Annotated in this window: 14 protein-coding genes and 1 tRNA gene; 1 reads left to right on the top strand and 14 read right to left on the bottom strand. The window is 64.3% G+C overall.

The features are described from left to right. Positions 1–23: 23 nt before the first annotated feature. The 4 genes from C1931_RS04890 to C1931_RS04875 form a co-directional block, all read right to left on the bottom strand. Positions 24–1553, bottom strand: a complete 1530-nt coding sequence (locus C1931_RS04890; RefSeq protein ID WP_108755558.1) for a DUF5691 domain-containing protein — start codon at positions 1551–1553, stop codon at positions 24–26. Next, entirely contained in the window at positions 1550–2887 is a 1338-nt protein-coding gene (locus tag C1931_RS04885; RefSeq protein ID WP_108755557.1) for an SWIM zinc finger family protein, read from the bottom strand. The genes C1931_RS04890 and C1931_RS04885 overlap by 4 nt, the downstream gene beginning before the upstream one ends. A gap of 134 nt (positions 2888–3021) precedes the next feature. Next, a complete protein-coding gene (locus C1931_RS04880) occupies positions 3022–3462 on the bottom strand; it encodes a hypothetical protein (RefSeq protein ID WP_108755556.1) in 441 nt (146 codons plus the stop codon). A gap of 121 nt (positions 3463–3583) precedes the next feature. After that, the gene (locus C1931_RS04875; protein ID WP_108755555.1) at positions 3584–4315 is read right to left on the bottom strand and encodes a class I SAM-dependent methyltransferase; all 732 of its coding nucleotides are present in this window, start codon (positions 4313–4315) and stop codon (positions 3584–3586) included. 550 nt (positions 4316–4865) lie between these two features. Between C1931_RS04875 and C1931_RS04870 the strand changes: the two genes are divergently transcribed. Next, the gene (locus tag C1931_RS04870) at positions 4866–5285 is read left to right on the top strand and encodes a hypothetical protein (RefSeq protein WP_108757656.1); all 420 of its coding nucleotides are present in this window, start codon (positions 4866–4868) and stop codon (positions 5283–5285) included. Between the two features lie 321 nt (positions 5286–5606). Here the strand turns inward: C1931_RS04870 and C1931_RS04865 are convergent, their stop codons facing one another. The 10 genes from C1931_RS04865 to acpP all read right to left on the bottom strand — a co-directional run bounded on the left by C1931_RS04865 (position 5607) and on the right by acpP (position 15289). Continuing rightward, positions 5607–8084, bottom strand: coding sequence for an SIR2 family protein (locus C1931_RS04865; protein WP_108755554.1), 2478 nt, complete (start codon positions 8082–8084; stop codon positions 5607–5609). Between the two features lie 302 nt (positions 8085–8386). Further along, a complete protein-coding gene (locus C1931_RS20405; RefSeq protein WP_199913908.1) occupies positions 8387–8692 on the bottom strand; it encodes a DUF2158 domain-containing protein in 306 nt (101 codons plus the stop codon). Positions 8693–8718: 26 nt separating this feature from the next. Next, a tRNA-Val gene (locus tag C1931_RS04855) sits at positions 8719–8793 on the bottom strand. Positions 8794–8971: 178 nt separating this feature from the next. Then, positions 8972–9325, bottom strand: a complete 354-nt coding sequence (locus tag C1931_RS04850; RefSeq protein WP_108748755.1) for a PilZ domain-containing protein — start codon at positions 9323–9325, stop codon at positions 8972–8974. After that, a complete protein-coding gene (locus C1931_RS04845; RefSeq protein WP_108755553.1) occupies positions 9322–10278 on the bottom strand; it encodes a DNA polymerase III subunit delta' in 957 nt (318 codons plus the stop codon). The genes C1931_RS04850 and C1931_RS04845 overlap by 4 nt, the downstream gene beginning before the upstream one ends. Further along, positions 10275–10940 carry a dTMP kinase gene (gene tmk, locus C1931_RS04840; protein WP_108755552.1) on the bottom strand — a complete coding sequence of 222 codons (666 nt, stop codon included), beginning with the start codon at positions 10938–10940 and terminating at the stop codon, positions 10275–10277. The genes C1931_RS04845 and tmk overlap by 4 nt, the downstream gene beginning before the upstream one ends. Beyond that, the gene (gene mltG / locus C1931_RS04835; protein ID WP_108755551.1) at positions 10937–11998 is read right to left on the bottom strand and encodes an endolytic transglycosylase MltG; all 1062 of its coding nucleotides are present in this window, start codon (positions 11996–11998) and stop codon (positions 10937–10939) included. Before mltG ends, tmk begins: the two co-directional genes overlap by 4 nt. 168 nt (positions 11999–12166) lie before the next feature. Beyond that, positions 12167–13531, bottom strand: a complete 1365-nt coding sequence (locus C1931_RS04830) for an aminodeoxychorismate synthase component I (protein WP_108755550.1) — start codon at positions 13529–13531, stop codon at positions 12167–12169. 112 nt (positions 13532–13643) lie between these two features. Beyond that, a complete protein-coding gene (gene fabF, locus C1931_RS04825) occupies positions 13644–14906 on the bottom strand; it encodes a beta-ketoacyl-ACP synthase II (RefSeq protein WP_108755549.1) in 1263 nt (420 codons plus the stop codon). Positions 14907–15049: 143 nt separating this feature from the next. Then, positions 15050–15289: an acyl carrier protein gene (gene acpP, locus C1931_RS04820; protein WP_108748749.1), complete on the bottom strand. Its 240-nt coding sequence runs from the start codon at positions 15287–15289 to the stop codon at positions 15050–15052. Positions 15290–15313 lie beyond the last annotated feature (24 nt).

Here is a 15313-nt window from a genome sequence, read left to right as displayed (position 1 = left end):
GGCAATTCAAAAAGAGGAAAGGATCAGATCGGCGCGTACAGCGCGCGGCGGGTGAGCAGCACCGCGCGGGCCTGCTGCGTGCAGGCCAGCATCGCCTCGGTGGCGTTGGCCGGCGGCTCGGCCACCTGCACCTGCGCCAGTACCGATGGGTGCAGCACGGCCAGCAGTTCCAGCAACTGATCGCGCAGCAGGTAGTCGTAGCGCAGGCGCTCATCGCCCAGCAGCGCGCCCACCTGCGGGGCCAGCGCCTGCGAATAGGCCGGGCCCAGCACCTGTGCCGCTTCGGTGCTGTCCAAAACGGTGTGCAGCAGGCCCTGCGCCTGCAGTTCGGCCAGCGTGGCCGGCCAATGGCGCTCGCGCTGCTGCACCGGCAACAGCGCCAGCAACGCGGTCTTGTGGTGGTAGCTGGCTTTGTGCGCGATCAACGCTTCCACCCAGGCCGGTTCACCGGCATCCACCTGTTCGATCCAGGCGCGCAGCAGGGCGGCGAACCAATCGGTCTTCTGCGCCCAGGCCAGCACCTCCTCGGGGGTCTTTTCCAGGGTCTGGCACCACCACTGCAGCGGCCACTGGCGGGCCAACTGATACAGCCACCAGGCACGTTCGCCCAGCGATTCGCCGTTGGGCCGCTTGCTGTCGATGCCGGCCTCGGCCCACCCCGCTTCCGCGGCCGCCGGCGCCTGCAACTGCCAGGTGCTACGCCGCAGCAGTCCACTGCGCTGGGCCTGCAGCAGGCCCTGCATCTGCGCCTGCAGGAAGCGCGCGTGTGCGCTGTCGGGCAAGCGCGCCAGCAGCGGGCCCACCAGCGCGCGCACCTCGCGGCTGCGGTCCTTCAGCAGTGCCTGCAGCAGCGCTTCATCGTCGGTGTGCAGGCCATTGCCCAGCGCCGCCACGAACAGCGCGCGATCGCGCGCCGGCAATTCCTTCAGGCTCTGCTGCAGACGCGCACGCGCCGCGCCCGGATCAATCGCACGCTGCTGCTGGAACGCCTGCAGGCGGGCTTCGCTGCTGCCTTCGTTCCAGACCTGTTCCAGGTCCTGCGCCGTTGCCGCCGGGGCGACGCCGCCCAGTGCATAGCGCCACTCGTCGTTGCACGCCGCCAACCAGCGCCCGCGCTCGCCCAGCACCGAGCGCAGCACGTCACGCAGCGCCGCGAAGCGCGCGCCCGTGTCGAGCGCAGCCGGCAGCACCGCCACCGGCAGGTGCCTGCCCTGCGCAGCCAGGCGCACACAGGCCTGCTGGCGCAGGCGCTTCAGCCACGGCGCGGCATGGCCGGCGTTGAACAAGGTGGCCAGCAGCGACGCCCAACCATGATCGGCTGGCAAGGCCGCCGGATCGTGCGGGGCCAGTGCGGGCACCGCCACCGCCGCTGCCAACGGCGCGGCCGCGCGGCGGCAGGCGGCCAGCACGCCCATCTGCCGGCTGTACGCCAGCGCCGGGTCGTCGGCCCCTTCGATGATGGCCTGCAGCACATCGTCCATCGCGCCACCGGTGCAGATGGCCTGCGGTCGGTCCACGCCCAGCAATGCCGGTTTCAACCAGGCCTCGTTCATGCGGCACTCCTTTCCCAGCGCTCGCCCTGCGCATTCCACGCCGACAGCGGCCACAACGTCTGCCCATCCCATTCGCCCATCACGCACAGCGCCTGGCCACCGCCGAAGGCGAGCAACGACCAGGCCTGCAGGCCGGGCAACTGCAGCGGCAACGCGCCTTCGGGGTGCTGCAGCCAGCTGCGCGTACCGTCATGGGCCATGTGTACGTCGCTGATGCGCAGGGCGACCTGCGGCAACCAGGGGTTGTCGGCATAGGGCTGCGTTGCCGATTCCAGCGTATCGGACCGTGCGCTGGCCGGGCCCGGCGTGGCGGCCTGCACATCGCTGGCCAACGCGCGCAGCGGCACCGTACCGGGGTGGAAGTGCAGCGTTGCCGCGTGCACGCAGCCGGTCAGCCATTGCGCGTCCCAGCCGCGGCCACCGTGGCTGAATTCCTGCAGCAGTGCGGTGCGCCCGCTGTCCAGGCCCTGCAGCCAGACCCGGCGTTCAATCAGGTTGCCGGCCTGTTCGATCAGTCGTTGCCCCTGCACGTGCCAGCGGTCGGCAACGGCTTCGCCGTCGCGCTGCACGCTCTCGCGTTCCAGCGGCCAGCCCAGCGCGGCGCGCAGGTCGGCCACGCGTGCAGCGGTCAGGCTGTCGCGGCGCGGCACGGCCTGGGTGAGCAGTTGCAGCAGCCCCAGTTGCAGGCCCAGTTCACCCAGCTGTGCCAGCCCGCGCGTACCGCTGCCCAGTGCCGCATCGAGCTGGCTGGCCAGGCCCGGCGCCTGCGCATCGACCATGCGCGCGACCATGCGCTGCGCATCGGCATCGAAATCGGCAGGAAGATTGGCCAGCCCCTGGCGGAACTGGTCGGCGATCCAACGTTCAAGCTCAGCGGCGCCGGCTTCGATGCGCGCCCAGCGCCCCTGTTCGCGCTTGCCGGCGGCAGCGGCGGCGGCCTGCGGATCGGGCGGCGGCGCACTGGCCGCGGCTTCGGCGGCGGCTTCCTTGCGCGCGGAGCGATCGCGGCGACCCTGCAGCCATTCATCCACCCACGCCGGACGCGCCTGCGGTACGCAGCGCGGGTTGCCCGACGCGTACAACAGCAGCAACGCCAGGCCGTGCTTGCACGGAAATTTGCGGCTGGGGCACGAGCAGCGGCTGACCAGCGCGGCCAGGTCCACCTGGGTCTGGTAGGGCTTGGAACCGCTGCCCTGGCATTCACCCCACAGGGTTTCGGCATCGGCGCCCAGCAGGCCCCACTTGCCATCGATGGCCAGCGCAGCGCCGGCCTTGGCCGACGCCGCATCCGGCGCCAGCGCGAGCACCTGCTCGCGCGTGAGTCGTACTTCCATATGCGTACTCACTTCAGTTCGACGTCCATCATAGCCGAGCGCAGATGACATTCACGGGAGGGCCATCATGGCCGCACCGGGTATCACCCGGCGAGACGCCCGGCGCCGCGCGCACGGGGGCCGGGCGCCGCAGACTACGGCGCGACGGACGTTGCGAAGTCCAGATAGTCTTCGTGCAGGCCCTGGATCAAGCGGCCGCTGGGCGTGTCATCTGCGTCAGTTTCCATCAGTACCCACCCGGGCATGCCGTCTTCGCGCATCGACGGGCCTTCGTCCACCGCCATCACGAAGCTGTTGCCCAGCGCCTGGCCATAGGCGCGCAGGAACGCCTCCAGCGCGGCGGCCGGCACCACACTGCGCAGGGCCTGCAGGGTGTCGGCCAGATCGTCGCGATCGAACAGTGTTTCGGCCAGCGCCGAATCCACATCGTCGGCCAAGCGATGCACGTCGCGCAGCACCAGGAAGCGGGCGAACTGCGGAATGTCTTCGCGCAGTTCGCTGTCGGCCCAGCTGGCCGGGTCGCTGCAGCCGGCGCTGCGCAGGGCGGAAATGAGCGCGGTACGTCGTTCGTTCATGGCAGGCACACGCAGAAAGGGCGCCCCAGCATACCCAAGCCCACGCAAGGGGACGGAGGGAGGCAGGTCGCAACCACCCCCTGCGGCGCGCCCCGCCCCCGTCCGTCCTGAGCGGTGCCGCTCAGCGCTGGCAGAGCAGGTTCACCGACATGCAGTTGTGCACGTAGTCGTCCCAGTAGCCAAGGTGGTGGCGCGCCACATCTTCGGCATCCAGCTGCGGCTCGTGCCACTGCGGTCGCGCGAAACCGGCCAGCACCGCGGCCTCTTCGTAGTGCGTGCGCGGCCAGCGGTAATTGGTGACCTGCGCCGGCGGCGTGCCGGGAAACTGCAGGCGCAGCCGCGCACCGTCCTGCCAGGGCTGTTCTTCCAGCACTTTCACCCCGTACTGCGCGTAGTCGCCCAGCGCCAGCCGGTAATCGGGATTGAAGGTCTGCACCACCAGCCGCCCGCCGGGCTTCAGGTGGCGCTCCACCGCGGCGAACATCGCCTGCAGGGTGGCCGGGCAGTCTGCGTAGTTGAACAGCCAGGCCGCCACCACGATGTCGAACGTACCGATGTCGGCCATGTCCAGCACGTCACGGGTGTGGAACTGCATGTCGTCGTTGCTGTGCCGCGACAGCGCACGGGCGAAGTCGATCATGCCCTGTGACTGGTCCACGCCCACTGCACTGCGCGCGCCATGGCGCAGCAGCACGCGGCCGTAGTAGCCCGAGCCACAGGCCAGGTCCAGCACATCGCGACCCTGCAGCGGGCCGGCCAGTTGCAGCAGGGTGCGCACTTCGATGGGGCGCGTGGGCGAAGCGCCCGCGTAGGCTACGTACTGATCGACCATGCTGTCGTAGTGGGCAGACATCGGCACTCCCTCGCGTGTTGAAAACGTCTGGTGACAACGCTATCCGCGTGGGGTGTCCTGCCGAAGGGGCAATTGCGACAGGTCTGTCTTAAAACGGTTGTAAAGATTGGTTGGGGGCGCGGTGACGCTAACGGCTGGGTGGCGCTGGGTATTGGTGGGTTGCTTACGCGTGTTGGAGATCGTCAGCGCACGCTGTTGGTGATCGCTTGCGCAGGTGGTGTGTGGTGCTGCTCACAGAAGTGAAATCTCCCGTGGAATGGCAACTTTCCTCAGTGACGTTCGTGCTGGAACGCGCCGATGCTCGGCCTGCCGGGGCACGTTGCCTTGGTCGGGATTGGCGTCTCGAATAAACGAACAGGCTTGCAGGACGTTGCGACAGATGTCGCAGCGAAGAGAATGCACCGACTGCCTTCAATGGCGGGCGGTGCGTGGGGATCGTGAGATCCGCCAGGCCTTTTCTCCCTGCGAGCTTTTCTGCCTTGGTACGCCAACCCGCACCGTCCGCCACCTCGCTTTCGAAAGGTGGCCTTACGCCAGTGAGGGTTCCGCCATGACCAATCCAACCAACCTGCATCCCCGCCTGCACGCGCTCATCGGCGATATCGCCAGCGACGTGCCCGACGACATTGCCCGAGAAATCGAGTGCGCGTTGCGCGACGCTTCGCCCACCACGGATCAGTCCCTGTTCCTTGCCCACCTTCAGGCGATCCGCATCGGTGATGCGGAGGACGGCCAGGCTTGCGCCGCGCAGATGCTCAGTGCGCCTTGCGTGGCATCGATCAGCCGTTCAATGGCCGCACTGGCCACCGCACTGGAGCTGCTGCATGCCGACGAGCGTGCGCGCGTGCAGGGGCAGCCAAACGAGCATCTGGGCGATGGTCATCGCGACGGGTTGTTGTTTGCAGCGCGCCAACTAGCGGAGCGGGCGCGTGTGGAGCTGGCGGATGGGATGGCATCCGTAACGAGCTGATGAGAAATGATCAGCTAACAAAAAATCCCCTATAGATGTCAATTTATGGCAGGACGGGTCAGGGGCCAATGTACCAAATGAATCAAAGCCTCCAAGGGCATTGCTGATCGGGACGAGAATTTCACTCGATCAAAACCCCAAAAGGCCGCGAGGGTGGTTGCTACGCTCCAGTCGCTGGAAATAGCGAGGACTCGAGGAAATGCCCTCCAACGTCATCAAGAGGGCACATCTCATTTACTCGCTCAGCGCTCTGTTCTGACGAAAAGAGACATCCGCTTCAGAGAGAAAAATTCACGAGCCAGGCAGGCACGCCCGCCTAGATTAATCATCAGAATCCTCATCCTCATCCTCGTGCGAAGCGCTCTCGGTCACGCCAACATCCTCAGAAATTTCTTGGGCCGGCGCGCTTGAGAAGGTTCTTGATAGCCGAGCAATCATCGTAGAAATCTCGGGGTCAGCCATCCTTTCTTCCGCCGCCCTTAGACTATCGAGAGCCGAATCGAAGACTCCGGTATCTGCCGTGAACCGATACCAGGCAAGACCCGCATTAGCGTAGGCGTTCAACACGTACTTATTGTCACCAAACTTATTTAAAGCATGCTCTGCGAACTCCGTAGCATCCTGAAGGATCGCGACTCGATCCTCCCGCATGAGCCCTGGAGAACTTTCGGCGCGAGCCACCATAAGATCAATCTTGTACCTTGTGACAGGACCATCTTCCCGGAAGTCTGCTTCAAAGATGCGAATTTCAGTCGCAGCGCCCTCAAAGTCACCCATTCGAATGAGATTACGAATCAACTTATGCCGCGGCACTCGCTCCCCGGGGACGACCGACATGACCATACGGTACAAGACGTTCTGATCGTTCTTATCAGAAATTCTTGGTATTCCAAAATCCTGAGAACAGAGCTCACGTAGACTCCGAACTTCGATGTGGTAAGTCGGAGAAGATTCTTCAATCACCCGGCGGAGTAGGTCATATATCCCATCTTGATCCGCGAACTTATACTTGGCAATGATGTTAGAAATAACTTGATGGCGCCCCATCCAGCCGTATACACCCTCTCTAGCATCTACCGTCCGTTCAATCACGATCTCGGAAAGTGATTCTAGAAGGGCATTTACTCCGTTAGCGCTTACTCCGAGCAAGCGAAGAATTAGCTGCCGATGAACCTGAACACCTGCACTTTCCAGCGCTGCAACCGTCTTGTAAACACTTTGCGCATCTTCATTCAACGCCGCGTACTCACGCAGCACGATGTCATCGAATTTCTCGGACGCGAATATATTGCGCATGCAGACAAAGAAGTCTGATTCACAGCGCTCCACTAGGCGCCTACGCCTTTCGTAGCGCGAAAAGCCCTTAAACGAGGCTTCAACAAGCGCTTTAATTGAAGAATTTTGGTCGACCAAGTTCAGCAAGCGGTCCATTTCGGGAACATCAACTCTTCTAAGTACGTACTCTTGTCCAAACCGGTTGAGATAGATAGATTTTATTCTCGGCGTCCAACTGGCCTTTGATGAGGCCAGCAAGACTCGGAGACTATCGTTTCCATCACTGGAAAGATTGTCGATGAGTCGATTTATCTCTGTCAGATGGGAACTGGCTTCGTCTACAAATAGGACACCGCTCTGCTTCTCCGACGCTAGGCGGGCAGCCACGGCACGCCAAGCCTCCGGGATTAGTGCTTGAGCATGGTCATGCTCCCAGGCATGAAAGCGATTGGCTGATAGCTGGGACATTACTTGACGAGCAGCAGTAGTTTTACCAACCCCGCTCGCTCCGACGATCGTCGCATAACGAATGGAACCATCAGCAAGATCTGAAACAATTTGTTTCGAAACCGTTCGTTCGAAAGTCATACCAGCTCGAATATCGCCGTATGTTCCTGGCCAACCGTTAAACATGGAGGAGACGTTGCTCGCCTGAGAAGAAGCGTGCACAACATTCCGCACCATTCCATTGAGCAATGGAGCTGCGTCCAGAGGGTCGCCGGTGAATGTTCGGAGAGAGGCAGTCCCAGGCGACTGCCTTGCAAGCGCCGAAAAGAAGTCGTCAACACCAGCAAATACGACTTGAATTCCGCGAGCCTCCAATAACGTGGATCGTCTTTCGTCCTTCGTATAAACGAGCAGCGTGATCTGTCGATGGTTATGACTCTCAGCATTAAGCTTGACTGCCCTCTCAACAATCTCCTTTATATGCGCATCTGCCAGAGAGTGCCCAATTATGACAAGCTGAGCAGCAACCAGATCATTTTGTAGACGACTGAAGAGCGCATCTCTGTATTGCGCTGTGAGATCATAGTCGTCATCGGTGATTATGATACGGCTCTGGCTACCGTCAACCACATCCTTTTCAATTGTTCCATGCAGCTTAAATAGCTTCTGCGCACCCGGAAACTCTGACTGACTGAAGTCAAAGTTTGATGTATAGACATTTAGAGGAGCAGATTTTAAAGCAAACGCTTGCTCAATCAAATTATCATAATTTGTGGTGTATATCCCCTTCCACTGAAACAAGGGGATATTAAGCAACCCCCCAGCGGGCTTTAGATCCCGAAAAAGGGGGCGAATAGCGGATATTAAATCGCGCCGGTTTGCGTGCACACCCTCCGCGAGTTGCGATACTTCTCGCAGAGAAAGTCCTTCAGGGTCAATCCCGAATCGGCTCCCAATGGCGCGAATGAGCCTATCAACGGATGGCGCACCTGACGTTACAGCCGCGCCGGCTCCGAAGAAAAGTACGCATCGCTCAGGCTGAATATCCTTTACGGCACGCGCAAGTTCTACTGGCATGTTCCATTCCCTTGGTGCCTAGCACCACCCATATGCTGCGAACTCTACCCATAACGGATCAACAGGTCACGTCAATCTTTAGACGAAGGGGCATGTCCGACTCGAGGTAGACAAAGAGGGCCATGCCAGGACCACGGTGGCAGTGCATCAGAGCAATGCCCTGCTCGCGTAGGTAGTGGATTGGCTGGCCTGGAAAGAGGCAGCCAGTAGCAATACGGCTGCGACCAGCAGCAGCGCTCTGAGAGCTTCGCTAAACGCGCACTAGAATCATGCGCCCCCGAATCCGGGGGCGCAACGCACCCTTACGCCTTGGTGAGCGTAGCGAGCGCGAACTTCTTACCTTGGGGCTTGCTTTCGGTATCGAACCATTCGCAATAGGCGATGCCTTCGCGAACCCAAGCAACAGTCATCAGGAGCCCACCACTTTTCAGCTTGACAACATCACCGGCTTTGAAATCCATATCGAACCCCTGTTCTGATTTAGCCCTTATGGGCTTAACCGCTATGGAGTCGGCCAGACTGCTATTCAAGAGCAGCGGCGCTGAGGCAAGCGTCTCTGCTGTTACCCTGCAGTTACGAAAAAGCCGGCTCAAGGCCGGCTTCTTCATAACACCTGAAGAATCAGGGTTTTATTTGGTGGGCGGTACAGGGATCGAACCTGTGACCCTTGCCGTGTGAAGGCAATGCTCTACCGCTGAGCTAACCGCCCGGTGTGTTGCTGAGCCGCTCATTATAGGGGCTTTTTTGAGGCCGTCAACACTTTTTCACATTTGTGTTCACGGGGCTTTTTCAGGCCTGTCGGCGAGCTGCAGTCGAGCATGGCTCGACTCTACATTGGAGGAGCAGTCGAGCGAGCTCGACTCTACGAAAAGGCGGGATCTCGGGTGTTACATGGTGTGGGTGGGCTTGTCCGAGCTGGTCAGGCCGGCCAGCAGGGTTTCGATCTTGTGGCGCACGGTCTCGCCTTCCTGGCCGTCGGCCAGCTGCACGCCGATGCCGGCGGTGCGGTTGCCCTGTGCGCCGGCCGGGGTGACCCAGATCACTTTGCCGGCCACCGGCAGGCGTTCGCTGGAATCGGGCAGGGTCAGCAGCAGGAAGACTTCGTCGCCCAGGAAGTAGCGCTTGGGCGTGGGCACGAAGATGCCGCCATTCTTCACGAATGGCATGTACGCGCTGTACAGCGCCGCCTTGTCCTTCACGGCCAGGGACAGGATGCCCTGGCGGGCGTTGCTGGCACTCATCGGTTACCCCTTGCGGCAGGCCGCTCGTTGACTTTGTTCCAGGCCAGCAGCAGCTCGACCACCGCCAGATCCGCACGCACCGTGGTGCGCAGCAGGTCGCGGGTGCGATTGGCCGCATCGAACCAGGCTGCAAGCTTGTGCAATCGCTCCGGCGTGGTCAAGGCATCGGTGCTGGCCTGGGCCAGCGCCAGGTCGGCGGCGAAGCGCAGGCGCAGGGCCGCGTTGTCATCGCCACACCACTTCTGCGCCAGCTCCACCGCACCGGTCCTGCCGGCGGCCAGCTGTTCCAGCTCGCGCCCCACTTCGCGGCGCAGGCTCAGGCCGTCTTCGCGAAGCCAGTTATCGGCCTGGCCGGGATGGCCACGCGCGGCCTCCAGCGCTTCGCGCGCGGCCGCTTCACTGTGGCCCTGCTGCAGCAACCAGGCCAAGGCTTCGTCATGCGGTGGCAGCTTGAATTCCAGACGCTGGCAACGGCTGCGCACGGTCTGCGGCAGGCGTGCCGGGTCGCTGCTGATCAGCCACAGGTAACGACCAGGCTGCGGCTCTTCCAGGGTCTTCAGCAACGCGTTGGCGGCCGAACGGTTGATCGCATCGGCCGGATCGACGATCACCACCTGGGCCACGCCGTACTGCGGCGTCAGCGCCAGCTTGTTGGTGATCTCACGCACCTGCTCGATCACGATCTCGGTGCGCAGCTTGTCGCCGCTCTTGTTCGGAATGAAGCTGACCAGCTGCAGGTCCGGGTGGGTGCCGGCGGCAATCAACTGGCGCGTGCGTGCGGCGTGGGACGCATCGCCGCGGGCCAGCACATGGTCGGCCAGGGCCAGCGCCACTTCGCGCTTGCCCAGCCCGGCCGGGCCGCAGATCAACAGGCCATGGCCCAGGCGGTCGGCATCGAGCGCGGCCACGGTCTGGTCGAAGGCGCGCTGCTGCCAGGGCGAGGAGGTGCTCATGCGCCCTGCCCCGCCTGCAACCACTGCTCCACGCGCGCCACCACATCGGCGGCCACGCGTTCCTGCACCTGGCCGGCATCGACCAGGGCGAAGCGCTGCGGGTCCTGCTGGGCGCGGCTGCGGAACACTTCGCGCACGCGCTGGAAGAAATCGTCCTGCTCGCTTTCGATGCGGTCCGGCCACAGATCGCGGCCATTGGCGCGGGCGCGGCCCACGGCCACGTCCACATCCAGCAGCAGGGTCAGGCCCGGCAGCAGGCCCACCGCGCGGCGCTCCAGATCGGCAATCCACTGCGGGTCCAGGCCGCGGCCACCGCCCTGGTAGGCGTAGCTGGAATCGGTGAAGCGATCACTGAGCACGTAGGCACCGCGCTGCAGTGCCGGCTGGATCACCTGGCGCACATGCTGCGCACGCGCGGCGAACACCAGCAGCAGTTCGGCCTCGGCACTGAGCGGTTCGGCGGCAATCTCGGCGTCGGGCTTCAGCACCAGGCCGCGGATGCGCTCGGCCAGCGGCGTGCCGCCCGGTTCGCGGGTCAGCACCACCTCGTGGCCATGGCGGCGCAGGCAATCGCGGATGGCGTTGATGGCGGTGGTCTTGCCCGCGCCCTCGCCGCCTTCCAGGCTGACGAAACGCGGGTGGCGAAGCAGCGCGGAACTCATTGCGCCGGGGTCTCCTTGTTGCGTTGCTGGCGCAGCTGCTGCAGGTAGCGGGCTACGGCGGCGTTGTGCTGGTCCAGGCTGGGCGAAAACACGTGTGCGCCGCTGCCATCGCCCACGGCGACGAAGTACAGCGCATTGCCCGGTGCCGGCTGCGCGGCGGCCATCAGCGCATCGCGGCTGGGCATGGCGATCGGGGTGGGCGTCAGCCCGGCACGGGTGTAGGTGTTGTAGGGCGTGTCGGTGGTCAGGTCGCGGCGGCGGATGTTGCCGTCGTAGGCCGCGCCGATGCCGTAGATCACCGTGGGGTCGGTCTGCAGGCGCATGCCGATCTTCAGGCGGCGCATGAACACCCCGGCAATCTGCGGCCGCTCGCTGGCCAGCGCGGTTTCCTTTTCGATGATCGACGCTAGGGTCAGCAGCTCGTAGGGCGTGTTGATCGGCAGATCCGGCGCGCGGCTTTCCCAGGCTTCGTCCAGGGCTTTTTCCATTGCCGCGTGCGCGCGCTTGAGCACGTCCAGGTCGCTGTCACCGCGCTGGTAGACGTAGGTTTCCGGCAGGAAGCGGCCTTCCGGGTGCTGGCCGCCGAAGCCCAGGCGCTGCATCAGGGCAGCGTCATCCAGGGTATCGGTGGTGTGCAGCAGCGGTTCGGCGCGCTTGAGCGCGGCACGTACCTGGCGGATGTTCCAGCCTTCGACGATCGTGACGCGGTGCTGCAGCACCTTGCCCGCACGCATGCGCAGCAGCAGCTCGCGCGGGGTCAGGCGATTGTCCAGCGCGTACTCGCCCACCTTCAGCTTGCCGGCGGCATCGAGCTGGCGCGCCAGCAGCTGCCACTGGGTGTCCTGGCCTTCGTCCACGCCGGCGTCGCGCAGCTTGCGCAGTACGCTGTTCAGGCCGTCGCCGCTGGCGATGACCACGCTGTCGGTGGACGGGCTGATCGGCTGGTCGGCGAACTGGCTCTGCTGGTGGAAGAACCACGCGCCCGCACCGACCAGCACGGCGGCCAGCACCAGCAGCAGCGTTACCACGAACAGACACCCGCGCTTGGCTCCCGCCATGGACTACCTCTGAATGCGATTCCGCCGTGCAGGATACCGTGCCCGGTGGCGTGGGGTCATGATGGGGGTGTGTGCCAGTGCCGACCAACGGTCGGCACCCACCAGGATCGGTCATCGTAGGGGGTCAGAGCCCTCGCGCGCCGCGCGAGGGATCTGACCCCCGGCCGGTCAGCCCTGCTGGCCCAACGCGCGCAGCAGGCCGCGGGCCTTGGCGCGGGTCTCGTCCAGTTCCTTGTCCGGGTCCGAATCGACCACGATGCCGGCGCCGGTACGGAAACTGACTTCGCTGCCGTCCACTTCGGCGGTGCGGATCAGGATGTTCAGGTCCAGGTCGCCGTCGCGGTTCAGCCAGCCGAAGGCGCCGGTGTAGGCACCGCGCGGCACCTGTTCCAGCTCGCTGATGATCTGCATGCAGCGCACCTTCGGGCAGCCGGTGATGGTGCCGCCGGGGAAGGTGGCGGCGATCACTTCGCCGGGGGTGACGTCAGGGCGCAGATGGCCGCTGACGTTGCTGACGATGTGGTGCACATGGGCGTAGCTCTCCACCGTCATCAGTTCATCCACCACCACCGTGCCGGGCAGGCAGATGCGGCCCAGGTCGTTGCGCTCCAGGTCGATCAGCATCACGTGCTCGGCGCGCTCCTTGGGGTGGCCGACCAGTTCCTGGATGCGCGCGGCATCGTCGTCACCTTCGAAGCGCGGGCGGGTGCCGGCAATCGGCCGGGTCTGCGCGTGGCCGGCGTGCACCGATACCAGGCGCTCCGGCGATGAGCTGACCACATGGCGGCCGTGCGCACTGAACAGCCCGGCAAACGGTGCCGGGTTGGCACGACGCAGCTGCGCGTACAGCGCCTGCGGGCTGACCGGCGCGGCGAACTGCGCGCTCCAGCGGCGCGACAGGTTCACCTGGAACACATCGCCGGCGCGCAGGTAATCGATCACCCGGCGCACGCCGTCGGTGAAGCGCTGCGGCGCGTCTTCGCCCACCGACTGCGGCGGCTGCCAGCCCTGCCCGGCCTCGGGCAGCGCGGCCGCGGCCTGCGCCACCAGCGCGTCCAGCAGGACCTGCTGGTCAGCCTCGGCAATGACGAAACTGGCGTTCGCTTCGTGGTCGTGCAGCAGCGCAGCCGGGCAGCGCAGCGCCAGCGCGGTGGGGCGGCCATCGTCGCGCGCGCGCGTTGGCAGCACCGGTTCAATCTGGCTGGCCACTTCGTAGTCCAGCATCAATGCCCAGCCGCCGCGGAACGGCAGGCTGTGGCTGCCGTCGTGCGGCAAGCGCTCGGCCTGCCAGGCGCGGTCGAGCACCCGCAGGAAGGTGCCCGGCTGCACCGCATCGTGCTGGTCACGCACCTGGCCATCGGCATCCAGTCGCAGCTGGTCGCCCTGCGCGGCCAGCAGCAGGCTCCAGCGCCCCTGCGCGGTGCCCGAGGCAGTGGATTCCATCAGCAGCGGGAAGCGCGCGGGGTCGTGCTGCTGCACGGCCAGCAGGTCGATCGGGTGCGGCAGCGGTTGGATCAGCGGTGCGTGGGTCATGGCGGCCAGTTCAGGGGTTCAGATGCACGGAAGCCGCCTTGCGGCGGCTCCGTGTTGCACGGCGTTGATCCGTTTCGATCAATACCGATGGGTCGCGTCGCGACGACGCCGGTCAGACGCGCTTGAAGATCAGCGTGCCGTTGGTGCCGCCGAAGCCGAAGCCGTTGGACATCACCACGTCCACCTTGGCCTGGCGTGCTTCGTTGGGCACGTAGTCCAGGTCGCAGCCTTCGCCCGGCTGTTCCAGGTTGATGGTCGGCGGAATGATGTTGTCCTGCAGCGCCATCACCGAGAAGATCGCTTCCACGCCGCCGGCGGCGCCCAGCAGGTGGCCGGTCATCGACTTGGTGGAGCTGACCATCATCTTGTAGGCGTGGTCACCGAAGGCGGTCTTCATGGCCATGGTTTCGCCCAGGTCGCCCAGCGGCGTGGAGGTGCCGTGTGCGTTGAGGTAACCGACCTGGTCCGGGGTCACGCCGGCGTCCTTCAACGCCATGGTCATGCAGCGCGCCGCGCCTTCGCCGTTCTCGGCCGGGGCGGTCATGTGGTACGCGTCGGAGCTGGCGCCGAAGCCGGCCAGTTCGCAATAGATCTTCGCGCCACGCGCCTTGGCGTGCTCGTACTCTTCCAGGATCAGGATGCCGGCACCGTCGCCCAGCACGAAGCCGTCGCGGTCCTTGTCCCACGGGCGCGAGGCCTGCTGCGGGGCATCGTTGCGGGTGCTCATGGCCTTCATGGCGCAGAAGCCGCCCAGCGCGGTCGGCGAGGAGCCACGCTCTGCGCCACCGACCACCATCACGTCGGCATCGCCGTACTGGATCATGCGCATCGCGGTACCGATCGAATGATTCGAGGTCGCGCAGGCGGACACGGCCGAGAACGACGGGCCCTTCAGCCCGGCGATGATGCTCAGCTGGCCCGGCAGCATGTTGATGATGGTCTTGGGCACGTAGAAGGGCGAGATCTTCTTGCCCTCGTGGAATTCGATGGTCTGCTCTTCGATGCCCAGCAGGCCGCCGATGCCGGCGCCGACGATGGCGCCCACGCGCTCGGCGTTGGCTTCGGTGATTTCCAGGCCCGAATCGTGCAGGGCCATGAACGAAGCGCCCAGGCCGTAATGAATGAACGGGTCCATCTTCTTGGCATCCTTGCCACTGACCCGGTACTTGCCGAACAACGGGTTGTCGGCGGTGATGTCAAAGCCCTTGACCTCACCTGCAATCTTGGTGGTGAACCGTTCCAGGTAGGCATCAGAAACGTTGGTCAGCGGACCGATGCCCGAACGACCGTGGGTGATGCCTTCCCAGCTGCTGGCCAGATCATTGCCCAACGGCGAGACGATACCCAGGCCGGTTACGACGACGCGACGCTTCATTGCTGATTCTCCTGACCCGCACGTTCTCGACGGGTAACACGGTTTGCTTCGATGTGATGCTCAAACACACGGGGCCGCAACTGCGGCCCCATGGGGTGCGGTGCGCGGCGAGCAGGAGCCCGCACGCGCACAGCCGTCTGACATCAGGCCTTGACGTGGGCCTTGATGTAGTCGATGGCAGCCTGCACGGTGCTGATCTTCTCGGCTTCTTCGTCCGGGATTTCGCACTCGAACTCTTCTTCCAGGGCCATCACCAGCTCGACGGTGTCCAGCGAGTCAGCGCCCAGGTCATCGACGAACGATGCGCTGTTGGTGACTTCTTCTTCCTTGACGCCAAGCTGTTCGATGACGATTTTCTTGACGCGTTCTTCGATGGTGCTCATGGGATCTCGCTCCAGATGGAGTTG

Origin of the sequence: Stenotrophomonas sp. YAU14A_MKIMI4_1 (genome assembly GCF_003086855.1) — a bacterium.
In the GTDB taxonomy this organism is placed as follows: domain Bacteria; phylum Pseudomonadota; class Gammaproteobacteria; order Xanthomonadales; family Xanthomonadaceae; genus Stenotrophomonas.
Note: the sequence above shows the minus strand (reverse complement) of the source record. Positions and strands in the feature narration are given on the sequence as shown.

Bases quoted from the DNA above. Each gene is read 5' to 3' on its own strand.
- C1931_RS04885 (WP_108755557.1), bottom strand. From the start codon at position 2,887: ATGGAAGTACGACTCACGCGCGAGCAGGTGCTCGCGCTGGCGCCGGAT.
- C1931_RS04850 (WP_108748755.1), bottom strand. From the start codon at position 9,325: ATGAGTGCCAGCAACGCCCGCCAGGGCATCCTGTCCCTGGCCGTGAAG.
- C1931_RS04875 (WP_108755555.1), bottom strand. From the start codon at position 4,315: ATGTCTGCCCACTACGACAGCATGGTCGATCAGTACGTAGCCTACGCG.
- mltG (WP_108755551.1), bottom strand. From the start codon at position 11,998: ATGGCGGGAGCCAAGCGCGGGTGTCTGTTCGTGGTAACGCTGCTGCTG.
- tmk (WP_108755552.1), bottom strand. From the start codon at position 10,940: ATGAGTTCCGCGCTGCTTCGCCACCCGCGTTTCGTCAGCCTGGAAGGC.
- C1931_RS04845 (WP_108755553.1), bottom strand. From the start codon at position 10,278: ATGAGCACCTCCTCGCCCTGGCAGCAGCGCGCCTTCGACCAGACCGTG.
- C1931_RS04880 (WP_108755556.1), bottom strand. From the start codon at position 3,462: ATGAACGAACGACGTACCGCGCTCATTTCCGCCCTGCGCAGCGCCGGC.
- fabF (WP_108755549.1), bottom strand. From the start codon at position 14,906: ATGAAGCGTCGCGTCGTCGTAACCGGCCTGGGTATCGTCTCGCCGTTG.
- C1931_RS04865 (WP_108755554.1), bottom strand. From the start codon at position 8,084: ATGCCAGTAGAACTTGCGCGTGCCGTAAAGGATATTCAGCCTGAGCGA.
- C1931_RS04870 (WP_108757656.1), top strand. From the start codon at position 4,866: ATGACCAATCCAACCAACCTGCATCCCCGCCTGCACGCGCTCATCGGC.
- C1931_RS04890 (WP_108755558.1), bottom strand. From the start codon at position 1,553: ATGAACGAGGCCTGGTTGAAACCGGCATTGCTGGGCGTGGACCGACCG.
- C1931_RS20405 (WP_199913908.1), bottom strand. From the start codon at position 8,692: ATGAAGAAGCCGGCCTTGAGCCGGCTTTTTCGTAACTGCAGGGTAACA.
- C1931_RS04830 (WP_108755550.1), bottom strand. From the start codon at position 13,531: ATGACCCACGCACCGCTGATCCAACCGCTGCCGCACCCGATCGACCTG.
- acpP (WP_108748749.1), bottom strand. From the start codon at position 15,289: ATGAGCACCATCGAAGAACGCGTCAAGAAAATCGTCATCGAACAGCTT.